Genomic DNA, 12,095 nt, shown 5'->3' with positions numbered 1-12,095 from the left:
GCTACCGTAGCCGACGTGGCCCACACCCTGGACGTCAGCACGCTGCGCTGCCCGATGACGTGGGTGCGCACGAAGCTCGAGCTGGAGCGGCTCGCGGCGGGTGAGACGCTCGAGGTGACGCTGCCGGCGGGCGAGGCGGAGACGAACGTCCCGCGCTCCGCGCGCGAGGCGGGGCACGCGGTGGACGGCGCCGGCACGCGGATCACGATCGTGCGGGCCGCGTGATGGACAACTCGCGACGCAACTTCCTGCGCGGGGCGTTCCAGTCGGCCGCGCGGGCGGCGATCAGCGCCCAGGAGGCGATGAAGGAGGAGCGGCCGGCCGCCGCGCCCGTCTCGCAACCGCTGCTGTCGGAGGCCGAGGTCGAGCGCTACTCGCGCCAGCTCGTGCTGCCCGAGTGGGGCGAGCGCGAGCAGATCCTGTTGCGCGACGCGTCCGTGCTGGTCGTGGGCGCGGGCGCGCTCGGCACGCCGGTCGCGCAGTACCTCGCGGGTGCGGGCGTCGGCCGGATCGGGCTGGTCGACTCCGACGTGGTCGAGGTCTCCAACCTGCACCGCCAGCCCTTGCACTTCACGCCGGACCTGGGCGTCCCCAAGGTCGAGTCGGCCGCCGCCAAGCTGCGCTTCCTGAACCCGGACGTGCTGATCGAGCCCTACCAGGTGCGCCTGGACGAGACGAACGCGGCGGGGCTCGTCGAGGGCCAGGACCTCGTGATCGACTGCTCGGACTCGTTCGAGACGCGGTACGCCGTCAACCGGGCCTGCTGCGACGCGGGGATCGACCTGATCGAGGGCGGCGCGGTCGGCTGGAGCGGGCTCGTGATGACGATCCTCCCGCGCGCGACCGCGTGTTATCGCTGCGCGTTCCCGGTCGAGCCCGAGGACGCGCGGTCGTGCGCCGAGGCCGGCATCCTCGGCCCGGTGGCGGGCACGCTCGGCTCCCTGCAGGCGCTGGAGGCGATCAAGCTGCTGTCGGGCGCGCAGCCGCCGCTGCTCGACTACTTCCTCAGCGTCGACCTCGCCACGCTCGAGTTCACCCGCGTGCATGTGCAGCGGCGCACCGACTGCGCGGACTGTGGCGGGTAGGGTGTGGCGCGGATGCTGGGTCTGAGCACGATCCGCCGGGTCTCCGGGGAGCTGCGGCGCGACATCAGGGCGGTCCGCGAGCGCGACCCCGCGGCCGCGCAGGTCTCGACCGCCGAGATCCTCACGCAGTGGCCCGGCCTGCACGCGCTGCTGATGCACCGCGTCGCGCACGCGCTCGTCACGGCGGAGGTGCCGGTGGCGCCGCGCGCGATCGCCTACTTCTCGCGCGCGCTGACCGGGATCGAGATCCACCCGCGGGCGAAGATCGGCGACGGCATGTTCATCGATCACGGCATCGGCGTCGTGATCGGCGAGACCGCCGAGGTCGGCGACAACGTCACGCTCTACCAGGGCGTGACGCTCGGCGGCACCGGCTTCGAGACCGGTAAGCGCCACCCGACGGTGCAGGACAACGTGACGATCGGCTCCGGGGCGAAGCTCCTGGGCCCGATCACGATCGGGCACGGGGCGAAGATCGGCGCCAACACGGTGGTCATCCACGACGCGCCGCCGAACTCGACCGTCGTCGGCAACCCGGGGCATCCCGTGCGCGTGGAAGGGCGCAAGCCCGAGGGGCCGGACGCCGACTGGGTGCACCTGCCGGACCCGATCGCCGACGCGCTCAAGCAGATGGCGGCGCGGATCGCCGACCTCGAGCGCGAGGTCGCGACGCTGCGCGGCGAGGACCCCGGGAAGGTGGCGGCGGTCGTGCCGTTGCGCCCGGCGCGTGGCCCGAGCCCCGCGGGCGGGTGACCGACGCTGCATGTGCGCGGCCGGCTTCGCCGGCGCGTGCCCATCGCGGTTTTGAGCATCGCTTCGCGGATACTCTGGGCTTCGTGCCCTCATTCTCGCATTCGATCGACGTCTCCAAGCCGCCGTCCGAGGTCTTCCCCTGGTTGCTGGAGGAGGACAAGGTCCCGCAGTGGACGTCCGACCTGGAGCGCTATGACGTCGACGGGCCGCTCGGCACCGGCACGACCGTCACGCAGAAGCTGACGCTCGCCGGCGGCCTCGCCCTCGCCATGGAGATCGTGCAGTACGACCCGCCGCGGGGCGCCGCGACGGCGTTCGAGACCAACGGCGTGAAGGTCGAGAGCGCGTACGTCCTCGACGGCGGTGACGCCGGTACGCGGCTCACCCAGACGATGGAGGCCAAGGCCAGCGGCTTCACGGCCAAGATGCTGATCCCGATCGTCCAGGGCCGGCTCGAGACCAAGCTCAAGGCCGACCTCGAGCGCCTCAAGACGCTGCTGGAGGGCTAGATGCGCATCCTCGTGGCACTGCTCGCCGTCCTCGCCTTCCCGGCCTCCGCCGCCGCGCAGAGCGTGAGCGAGGCCGCGAGCGCACTCCGCAGCGACCCCGTCTACGTGGCGCCGGGCGCCGAGCTCGCCGGCCAGGTCGACGCCGGCGCGCTGCGCCAGGCGATCGGCGACCAGAGGGTCTACGTCGCCGTCCTGCCGGCGAGCGCCGTCGAGGGCAGCGCCGGCCGCACGCTGGGCGAGCTGCGGCAGGCGGTGGGGGAGAAGGGCCGCTACGCGCTCGTCGCGGGCGACGAGGTCCGCACCATCCCGGCCGGGCCTGGCATCGCGGCGCGCGCCGACCATCCCGACGACCTGCAGGCCGCGCTGACCCAGTTCATCGACGAGTCCGAGTCCGGCGGCGGCGCGGGCAGCACGATCGCGGGCGTGATCGTCGGCATCGTGCTCGTCGGCGTGCTCGCGGGCGGCGTGCTGCTGATCGTCTCCCGTCGCCGCGACCGCGCGGCCCGCAACGACGGCCGCTCCGAGGTCGGCGAGATCAACCAGACGAACGACTTCGTCCGCCTCGGCGACCAGATCCGCGCGCTCGAGCTCGACGTCACCCTCGGCGAGGCCGGCCGCCGCGACTACGACCGCGCCCTTGCGGCCTACACCCGCGCGAACGACCTCAACCGCCAGGGGGACGAGGCGGGCGCGAACCGCGCGCTCGACGAGGGCCTCGCGGCCATCGCCACCGCGCGCGAGCGCATCGCGGGCCGCTAGGGCTCGAACCCGTTCAGTCGGCGAAGATGAAGGCCCAGGGCCTTTATCTTGGCCGGTGTGAGCAAGATCCGTGGTGGAGACATCCGGGCCGCCGGGATTCCGGACGGCCCGGCGATGGGCGTGGCGCTGAGCTGCATCCCGAAGGCCGTCAAGCACCTGGGGCGCGACGTCGCGCTGCAGCGGCTGGCCGAGATCGCGGCCGCACCTGACCGGTCCCTCGACGATCCCGACTTCGCGCCGCTCGCGCAGCGCCTCGTCGAGGACGCGCGTGAGGCTGCCCGCCGGTTCGTCGAGCGCGATGCTCCCGCCCCGTACGTGAACTACTGCGGCGACGCCGATCCCGGCGCGCTGGAGCAGATGCGCAACTCGCTGCGGCTGCCGAGCGCGACGCGCGGCGCGCTGATGCCGGACGCCCACCGTGGCTACGGGCTGCCGATCGGTGGCGTGCTCGAGACCGAGGGCACCGTGATCCCGTACGCCGTCGGCGTGGACATCGCCTGCCGCATGAAGCTGTCGGTGCTCGACGTGGACCCGGACGGGCTCGACGCTCCCGGGACCCGTGAGCAGCTCAAGCAGGCGCTGCTCAAGCAGACGCAGTTCGGGACCGGCGCGAAGCTGCGCAATCGCGCCGACCACGAGGCGATGGACGACGACCGCTGGACGCTGACGCCGCTGGCCACGCGCCTGCGCGATCGCGCGCGGGAGCAGCTCGGCACGTCCGGCTCGGGCAACCACTTCGTCGAGTTCGGGCTGCTCACGTTGCCGGAGGCCGACCTGGGCCTGGAGGCCGGGCGCTACGTCGCGTTGCTCTCGCACTCGGGCAGCCGCGGCGCGGGCGCGCAGATCGCCGGGCACTACTCCAAGCTCGCGCGTGAGCTGCGCCCGGAGCTGCCGAAGGAGCTCTCGTACCTGTCGTGGCTGGACCTCGACCACGACTCGGGCCGCGAGTACCTGGAGCTGATGCGGCTGATGGGCGAGTACGCCTCGGCGTGCCACGCGGTCATCCACGAGCGGGTCGTCGGGCACCTGAAGGCCGAGGTGCTGGCGGGCGTCGAGAACCACCACAACTACGCGTGGACCTCCGAGCGCGACGGACGCGAGGTCGTCGTGCACCGCAAGGGCGCGACGCCGGCGGCCGAGGGCGAGCTCGGCGTGATCCCGGGCTCGATGGCCGCGCCCGGGTTCGTCGTGCGCGGCAAGGGCCGCCCGGAGAGCATCGACTCCGCCTCGCACGGCGCCGGCCGCCGGATGAGCCGCAAGGCGGCCACGCAGCAGTTCAACTGGCAGATGGTCCGCCCGGTGCTCGAGGAGCGCGGCGTGGAGCTGCTCTCGGCCGGCATCGACGAGAACCCGTTCGCCTACAAGGACATCGAGGCGGTGATGGCCGCCCAGACCGACCTGGTCGACGTGATCGGCCGGTTCGACCCCCGGATCGTCCGCATGGCGGACGCCGGCGAGCGCCCGGAGGACTAGGCCGGGGAGGTGGTCGTGGCGGTCCGCGCCTCGACAGCCTTGACCGTCTTCTCGAACTGGCCGCTGAAGAAGCGCTTGCCGATCACGCCGAGCATGGCCCCGATCAGCCGGCCCTTGAGGTTCTTGCCCTCACGCACGACGACGACGTCGATGCCGGTGGTGCCGTCGGCCCGCTGCTGGAACGTGTACGTGTGCGACGACGCGCCACCCCACGTGTTCGAGTCGGTGGTCGTCATGCGGATGCGGTTCGGGTCCGACCAGTCGTACCGCAGACGCTCCCAGGCCGGGCCCTTGCCCTCGGTGACGTCGGCCCAGTCGGCGCCCTGGTCGTGCACCTTCAGCTGGCCGTCGTCGGTGTTGCCGAAGATCTGCGAGCGCCCAGGGCCGAAGTCGGTGACGGCGGCGGTGAACTGCTCCGGCGTCACCGTCGTCTGCGTGGTGAAGTGGATCGTTGCCATCCCGTATGCGTACCGGATGGCAACGATCGGCGCGGTCTCCTAGTCGATGTACTCGTAGGCCGGGAGGGTCAGGAAGTCGGGGAACTCGTCGCTCAGCGCGACCTGCTCGAAGATCCTCTTGGTCTCCTCGGGGCGGCCCTTCTGCCAGGTCTCGTCGCCCACCTCGGCGCGGATCTTCTCCATCTCCTCGTCGAGGACCTTGCGCACGTGGTCGCGGTCGAACTTGCCGTGCTTGACCCACTGCCAGATCTGGGAGCGGGAGATCTCGGCGGTGGCGGCGTCCTCCATCAGGTTGTTGATGCCGGCGGCGCCGCGGCCGCCGAGCCAGAACGAGATGTACTGGAAGCCGACGTTGACGTCCGAGCGCAGGCCTTCCTCGGTGATCTCGCCGGGCGTGGAGCCGGCGTCGAGCAGCTGGTCGGCGGTCACCTCGACGTCGTAGCGCTGCTTGTCGATCTGGTTCGGGCGGTTGCCGAGCACCTCGTCGAACGCGTCGAGCGCGGTCTGGACGACGTCGGGGTGGGCGACCCAGGTGCCGTCGAAGCCCGCCTTGGCCTCGCGCTCCTTGTCGGCCTTGACCGCCTCGATCGCGCGCTGGTTGGCCGCCTCGTCCTTGCGGGAGGGGATCAGCGCCGCCATGCCACCCATCGCGAAGGCGCCGTGCTCGTGGCAGGTCTTGACCAGCAGCTCGGTGTAGGCCTTCATGAAGGGCACGGTCATCTTCACGTCGTTGCGGTCCGGGAGCACGAAGTCCGGGTCGTCGCGGAAGACCTTGATCATCGAGAAGATGTAGTCCCAGCGGCCCGCGTTGAGGCCGTAGGAGTGCTCGCCGAGCGCGTGGATGATCTCCGCCATCTGGAACGCGGCGGGCAGCGTCTCGATCAGCACGGTCGCGCGGATCAGGCCGGCCGGGAGGCCGAGCGACTCACGCGTGAAGGTGAAGACGTCGTTCCAGAGCGCCGCCTCCTCGTGGTGCTCCATCTTCGGCAGGTAGAGGTAGAGCCCCTTGTCGCGCGCCGCGAGCCGATGGCCCGAGTGGAACGCGTACAGCCCGAAGTCCATGAGCGCGCCGGCCACCGGCTCGCCGTCGAGCGTCAGGTGCTTCTCCGGCAGGTGCCAGCCGCGCGGGCGCACGAGCAGGGTCGCCGGGTTCTCGATCAGCTCGTAGTGCTTGCCGTCGGCGCTGTCGTACGTGATCGTGCCCTCGATCGCGTCGATCAGGTTCAGATGGCCCTCGACCTGGTTCTGCCAGGTCGGCGAGTTCGCGTCCTCGAAGTCGGCCATGAAGCCCTTGGCGCCGCTGTTGAGCGCGTTGATGACGAGCTTGCGGTCGGTCGGGCCGGTGATCTCCGCGCGCCGGTCCTCGTAGTCGGGCCGAGGCGGCGGCACCTGCCAGTCGCCCTCGCGGATCTCGCGCGTCTCGTCCAGGAAGCCGGACGGCTTGCCGCGCTGCTTGCGGGCCGCCAGCAGCTCGGCGCGCCGCGCGCCGAACCGCTCCTGCAGCTCGCCGACGAAGGCGATCGCCTCGTCGGTCAGGATCTGGGCGGCGGCATCGGTCGGGGGCGCGGCGGCCTTCACGTGGCTCACGGCTTCACTCCTCGGAGGGACATGTCCAGCAGGGTCATCGGGTGGTAGATCGGGAGCTCCAGGTGCTTGGCGATCTGCAGCGCGCAGCCGGGGTTCGCGGCCGCGATCGCCTCCGCGCCGGTCGCCTTGAGGTTGCGGGCCTTGCGCTCGCCGAGCTTGGCGGCGGCCTCGGGCTGGAGCAGGTTGTAGATGCCGGCCGAGCCGCAGCACAGCTCCCACTCCTGCGGCTCGAGCAGCTCGAGGCCGGGGATGCCGCGCAGCAGCTCGCGCGGCGGGATCCGCACGCCCTGGGCGTGCGCGAGGTGGCAGGCGTCGTGGTAGGCGGCGCGCAGCGCGATCGGCTTGCGCACGGCCTGCGGCTCCTCGGACGTGAGCAGCTCGTGCACGTCGATCACCTTGGCGGAGAACTCCCGCGCGCGGTCGGTGCCGAGGATGTGCCCGTAGTCCTTCATCACCGAGCCGCAGCCGGCGACGTTGGTGACGATCTTGTCGAAGCCCTCGTAGGCGGCGATCGTCGCCTCCGCGAGCGGGATCGCCTCCTCGTCGACGCCCGCGTGCATCGGCAGCGCGCCGCAGCAGCGCGGAGAGCGGGGGGAGTGGACCTCCCAGCCCTCGGCCGAGAGCACGTTGATCGTGGCCTGGTTGACGTCGCCGAAGAACACGCGCTGGATGCAACCCTGCATGAACGCGACCGTCCCGCGCTTGACCGGCGCCTTGGTCCCACGCACCTTCGGCAGGCGCCGGACGATCGCGGACGGCGGCGCGGGCGGGGCCAGCGAGAGCATCGAGCGCAGCCGCTCGGACGGCATCAGCGGCGCAAGACGAGGCGCGATCGCCGAGCCGGGGACGAGCGCCCGCAGCCGCCCCGGGTGCGTGAAGAGCGCGAAGATGAGCCGCCGGTACGCGCGCTCCTGCCACGAGCGCGCCTCCGAGTGCTCGACCTGCGGCCGGACGCGCTCGATCAGCTTGTCGTACTGCACGCCCGACGGGCACGCGGTCACGCAGGCCATGCAGCCCAGGCAGCGGTCGAAGTGCGTGGCCATCTCCGGCGAGATCTCCTCGCCCTCCTCGTGCCCCACCCGCATGAGGAGGATCCGCCCGCGCGGCGAGTCCATCTCCTCCTCGAACACCGCGTAGCTGGGGCACGTCGGCAGGCAGAACCCGCAGTGCACGCAGTCGCGGATCAGGTCCATCTCCGGCGCGGGCCGCTCCGGGTCCCAGGCGTTGCGTGGCTCACGCGGCGCGCCTTCGGTGGCGCCGGTGGCGTGTCCCACCTCGCTCATCAGATCCCTCCTACGAAGCTGCCCGGGCGGAAGATCCGCGCCGGGTCGAAGCGTGCCTTCAACCGTTCCATGACCGCCTGTCCGGGCGCCGCCTCGGGCACCTCGTTGATGCCGTCGAGGACGGCGCAGTGCCGCGGCGAGAGCGCCTGGCGGACCGCCGCGACGCCGGTGGCGTCCGGCAGCGCGATCCAGGACAGCCCGAGCGCCGCGCGCGACACGACGGTCCCGCCGTGCGCCGACGCCGCGCGGATCACGTCCGGCAGGTCGGTCGGGCGGCCGGACACCTTCACGACGACCGTGCCGCGTTGCAGGGCGCGCACGTCGTCCCAGTCGACGTCGCTCACCGTGCCCACGCGCTCGGCCTGCTGGTGCGCCGACGCGCCGCTGAACTCGAGCAGCATGCGCCCACGTCCGTCCTGCCAGGTGACGTCGAAGCGGTCGGCTTCGAGCGGCCGGCGCGCGTGCTCGAGCACCACGGCCAGCAGCTCGTCGGGGTCGTCGCGCTCGATCGCGACCGTCGCGGTCCGATCGGGCAGCGGGTGCAGTCGCACCGCCACGGAGCCGATCAGGCCGAGCGTGCCGTGCGAGCCCGCGAACAGCTTGGCCAGGTCGTAGCCCGCGACGTTCTTGATCACCTTGCCGCCGGCCTTGGCGATCGTCCCGTCGCTGAGCACGACGTTGATCCCGACCACGAGGTCACGGACGCCGCCGTAGCGGTGCCGCAACGGGCCGGAGTCGGCCGTCGCGACGATGCCGCCGATCGTGGCCCCGCCTGGATCGGGCGGATCCCAGGCCAGCCGCTGGCCGTGCTCGGCGAACGTCCGCTGCGCGTCGGCGAACGGCACGCCGGCCTCCAGCACCGCGGTGAAGTCGCCGACGTTGTGCTCGAGGATCCGGTCCAGCCCGCCCGTCTCCAGGACGGCCTCGTCGCGCGAGACGATCCACGGCTTCGTCCCGCCGCCGATCGGCCGGATCGGGGCCTGCTGCGCCTTCAGCAGCGCGGCCGCCTCCTGCAGGGTCGCCGGCCTCAAAACCGCTCCGCCAGCCCGGCCGCTTCCAGGGGATGCACGCGGTACGGACCCGGCACCTCGCCGCACAGCCGCGGCGTCGGCATCACCTTGCCCGGGTTCGCGAGCCCGTCGGGGTCGAACGCGCAGCGCAGGCGCTGGAACGCGTCCAGGTCCTCCTCGGCGAACATCTTCGGCATGTGCTTCTTCTTGTCGACGCCGACCCCGTGCTCGCCGGTGATCGACCCGCCGGCGTCGAGGCAGGCCTCGAGGATGAGCCCGCTCAGCTCCTCGGCGCGGTCGGCCTCTCCCTCCACACGGCCGTCGTAGCAGACCAGCGGATGCAGGTTGCCGTCGCCGGCGTGGAAGACGTTGGCCACGATCAGCCCGTACTCCTCGCCGAGCTGCTCGATCCGCTCGAGCACCTCCGGCAGCTTGGTGCGCGGGATCACGCCGTCCTGCACGAAGTAGTTGGGAGAGATGCGGCCCATGGCCGGGAACGCGGCCTTGCGCGTCTTCCAGAACAGCTGGCGCTCGGCCTCGTCGCGCGCGACGCGCACGTCGTCGGAGCCGCACTGCTCGCAGATCGAGACCACTTCGTCGAAGCGCGCCTCGCACTCCTGCTCGGCGCCGTCGAGCTCCACGAGCAGCGCCGCGGCACGGCCGACCGGATAGCCGGCGTTGGCCATCATCTCCGAGGCCTCGATCGCCTTCGCGTCCATCATCTCGATCGCCCCGGGCACGACCCCGCCCTGCACGATCTGCGACACCGCCTCGCCGGCCGCGTGCGTGGAGTCGAAGAAGGCCACGAGCGTCTTCACCGTCTCCGGCGACGGCACGACGCGCAGCCAGATCTTGGTCGCCACGCCGAGCGTGCCCTCGCTGCCGACGAACGCGCCGAGCAGGTCGTAGCCCGGCGAGTCCAGCTCGTAGCCGCCGATCTGCACCAGCTCACCGTCCCCGAGCACCAGCTCGAGCCCGGTCACGTAGTTGGTCGTGAACCCGTACTTGAAGCAGTGCGCCCCGCCGGAGTTCTCGGCCACGTTGCCGCCGATCGAGCAGACGATCTGCGACGACGGGTCCGGGGGATAGAAGAAGCCCGGGCCGACGGCCGCGCTGACGTTCGCGTTGGTCACGCCCGGCTCGACGCACACGCGTCCGTTGTCGAGGTCGATCTCCAGGATCCGCTTCATCCGCGTGAGCACGACCAGCACGCCGTCCTTGACGGGCAACGCGCCACCGGACAGCCCGGAGCCCGCGCCGCGCGCGACCCAGGGGATCTGCTCGCGGGCGCACAGCCGCACGACCGCCTGCACCTCCTCCGCCGTGCTCGGCAACACCGCGCACGCGGGCGTGCCCTGGTACTGCAGCAGACCGTCGGACTCATAGGTGCGCAGCTGATGCTCGGCCGTATAGAGCCATTCGGCCCCGACGATCCGGCTCAACTCCTCGACTACACGACCATCCATGACAACACCGCCGTGGATTGCAGATATACGAGCACGCACATGACGAGCAGCAGGGCGACGCTCCAACCGAACACCCGTCGGAACAGCTCACCTTCCTCGCCGTCGAGGCCGACCGCGGCGGCGCCGATCGCGAGGTTCTGCGGCGAGATCATCTTGCCAAGAACGCCGCCCGAGGAGTTCGCCGCCGCCAACAGCGTCTGGTCGAGCCCCGCCTCCTTGGCGGCGGTGACCTGCAGCACGCCGAACAGCGAGTTCGACGACGTGTCCGAGCCGGTCACGGCCACCCCGAGCCAGCCGATGATCGGCGACAGGAACGCCAGCACCCCGCCCGCGCCGGCGATCCACGTGCCGATGCTGAGCGTCTGCGCCGAGATGTTCATCACGTACGCCAGCCCGAGCACGGCGGCCACCGTCAGCGTGGCCCACTTGAGCTGGTTGAGCGTGGCAACGTAGGAGCGGAGCGCACGGCCGGGGGAGATGCGCAGCACCGCCATCGTGATCAGGCCGCAGATCAGCAGCAGCGTGCCGGCGGCCGGCAGCCAGTTGAAGTTGTAGGTGACGGCGCTCGGCGGCTCACCGTCGGCGTTGGTGACCTCGCCGAGGCCCGGCCACGTGAACTTGTGGGCGCCGTTGGCCAGGAAGTCCTTGATCGGGCCGACCTGGGCGAGCGCGAAGATGACGATGATGATCAGGTAGGGCGCGTAGGCCTCGAAGACCTCGCGGGGGGAGTCCTTGCCGTGGCCCTCGCGGCGGCGCACCGTGGCCTCGTGGGCCGCGTCGTGCGCGGCCGCGCCCGCGATCGCCGGCCGGCCGCCGCCCTCGTTCTCGACCAGGAGCGGGTCGCCCGGCTGCCACACGCGCAGGAAGCCGACCATCGCGGCCACCGAGAGGAGCGAGGCGAAGATGTCGGTCAGCTCGACCGAGATGTAGTTCGAGCACACGAACTGGCCGACGGCGAAGGTGACGCCACCGACCAAGGCCGCCGGCCACACCGCGCGCACGCCGCGCGCGCCGTCGACCATGCCGACGAGGATCAGCGGGACGAACAGCGCCAGCAGCGGCGTCTGGCGCCCGACCATCGCGCCCAGGTCCTCCTTCGGGATGTCCGTGAGGCCGGCGAGCGTGACGATCGGGATCGCGATCGCCCCGAACGCGACCGGCGCGGTGTTGGCCACCAGCGCGACGGCGGCCGCCTTCATCGGCTTGAAGCCGACCGCGATCAGCATCACGGCGGTGATCGCGACCGGCGTGCCGAAGCCCGCCAGCGCCTCGAGCAGCGCGCCGAAGCAGAACGCGATGATCACCGCTTGGATGCGCTGATCGTCGGAGATGGTCGCGAACGACCGGCGCAGCACCGCGAAGTGCCCGGTGTCGACGGTCATGTTGTAGATCCAGATCGCGTTCCAGACGATCCACATGATCGGGAACAGGCCGAACGCCGCTCCCTCGGTCGCCGCGGCGACCGTCGTGCCGAACGGCATGCCCCACACGACGATCGCGATGACCATCGACACCGCGAGCGCGGCGAGGCCGGCGATGTGGGCACGTAGCTTCAGGCCGCCGAGCAGGATGAACAGCGTGGCGAGGGGGATCATCGCCACCAGCGCACTCGCGAACAGCGAGTCGCCGACCGGGTCCAGCACCTGCTTGTACACGCCGTCTCTCCTCCCGCGCGCGGTTCCTGGCGAGGAACCCCTACCCAGGTGGAAGGG

Annotated in this window: 12 protein-coding genes; 6 read left to right on the top strand and 6 right to left on the bottom strand. The window is 71.6% G+C overall.

Annotation, left to right across the window (positions count from 1 at the left end; translation table 11 throughout):
* Positions 1–15: 15 nt before the first annotated feature.
* The 6 genes from C8N24_RS28705 (at position 16) to C8N24_RS28680 (ending at position 4,579) form a co-directional block, all read left to right on the top strand.
* Positions 16–225, top strand: a complete 210-nt coding sequence (locus C8N24_RS28705; protein ID WP_211340172.1) for a sulfurtransferase TusA family protein — start codon at positions 16–18, stop codon at positions 223–225.
* Positions 225–1,085: a HesA/MoeB/ThiF family protein gene (locus C8N24_RS28700; RefSeq protein ID WP_121256640.1), complete on the top strand. Its 861-nt coding sequence runs from the start codon at positions 225–227 to the stop codon at positions 1,083–1,085. Before C8N24_RS28705 ends, C8N24_RS28700 begins: the two co-directional genes overlap by 1 nt.
* A gap of 12 nt (positions 1,086–1,097) precedes the next feature.
* Positions 1,098–1,838, top strand: a complete 741-nt coding sequence (gene cysE, locus C8N24_RS28695) for a serine O-acetyltransferase (RefSeq protein ID WP_121258096.1) — start codon at positions 1,098–1,100, stop codon at positions 1,836–1,838.
* Between the two features lie 83 nt (positions 1,839–1,921).
* Complete coding sequence (locus tag C8N24_RS28690) at positions 1,922–2,347, top strand: SRPBCC family protein (RefSeq protein WP_170179491.1); 426 nt, start codon at positions 1,922–1,924, stop codon at positions 2,345–2,347.
* Positions 2,348–3,106: a hypothetical protein gene (locus C8N24_RS28685; protein ID WP_121256635.1), complete on the top strand. Its 759-nt coding sequence runs from the start codon at positions 2,348–2,350 to the stop codon at positions 3,104–3,106.
* A 57-nt stretch (positions 3,107–3,163) separates the two neighbouring features.
* Entirely contained in the window at positions 3,164–4,579 is a 1,416-nt protein-coding gene (locus C8N24_RS28680; RefSeq protein ID WP_211340171.1) for an RtcB family protein, read from the top strand.
* On the opposite strand, the gene C8N24_RS28675 is transcribed toward C8N24_RS28680, so the two are convergent.
* Genes C8N24_RS28675 through C8N24_RS28650 form a run of 6 tightly spaced genes read right to left on the bottom strand, consistent with a single transcriptional unit; the run spans position 4,576 to position 12,038 of the window.
* Positions 4,576–5,037, bottom strand: a complete 462-nt coding sequence (locus C8N24_RS28675) for a hypothetical protein (protein ID WP_121256633.1) — start codon at positions 5,035–5,037, stop codon at positions 4,576–4,578. The genes C8N24_RS28680 and C8N24_RS28675 overlap by 4 nt on opposite strands.
* Before the next feature lie 39 nt (positions 5,038–5,076).
* Positions 5,077–6,624 (bottom strand): malate synthase A, encoded by a 1,548-nt coding sequence (gene aceB, locus C8N24_RS28670; protein WP_121256630.1) that lies wholly within the window; start codon positions 6,622–6,624, stop codon positions 5,077–5,079.
* Positions 6,621–7,907: a (Fe-S)-binding protein gene (locus tag C8N24_RS28665; protein ID WP_121256628.1), complete on the bottom strand. Its 1,287-nt coding sequence runs from the start codon at positions 7,905–7,907 to the stop codon at positions 6,621–6,623. Before C8N24_RS28665 ends, aceB begins: the two co-directional genes overlap by 4 nt.
* The gene (locus C8N24_RS28660) at positions 7,907–8,938 is read right to left on the bottom strand and encodes an FAD-binding oxidoreductase (RefSeq protein ID WP_170179490.1); all 1,032 of its coding nucleotides are present in this window, start codon (positions 8,936–8,938) and stop codon (positions 7,907–7,909) included. The genes C8N24_RS28665 and C8N24_RS28660 overlap by 1 nt, the downstream gene beginning before the upstream one ends.
* Positions 8,935–10,383, bottom strand: coding sequence for an FAD-linked oxidase C-terminal domain-containing protein (locus C8N24_RS28655; protein ID WP_121256623.1), 1,449 nt, complete (start codon positions 10,381–10,383; stop codon positions 8,935–8,937). The genes C8N24_RS28660 and C8N24_RS28655 overlap by 4 nt, the downstream gene beginning before the upstream one ends.
* Entirely contained in the window at positions 10,368–12,038 is a 1,671-nt protein-coding gene (locus tag C8N24_RS28650; RefSeq protein ID WP_121256621.1) for an L-lactate permease, read from the bottom strand. Before C8N24_RS28650 ends, C8N24_RS28655 begins: the two co-directional genes overlap by 16 nt.
* Positions 12,039–12,095 lie beyond the last annotated feature (57 nt).

The organism is Solirubrobacter pauli (genome assembly GCF_003633755.1).
Lineage (GTDB): Bacteria > Actinomycetota > Thermoleophilia > Solirubrobacterales > Solirubrobacteraceae > Solirubrobacter > Solirubrobacter pauli.
This window is presented reverse-complemented; position numbering and strand designations above follow the sequence as displayed.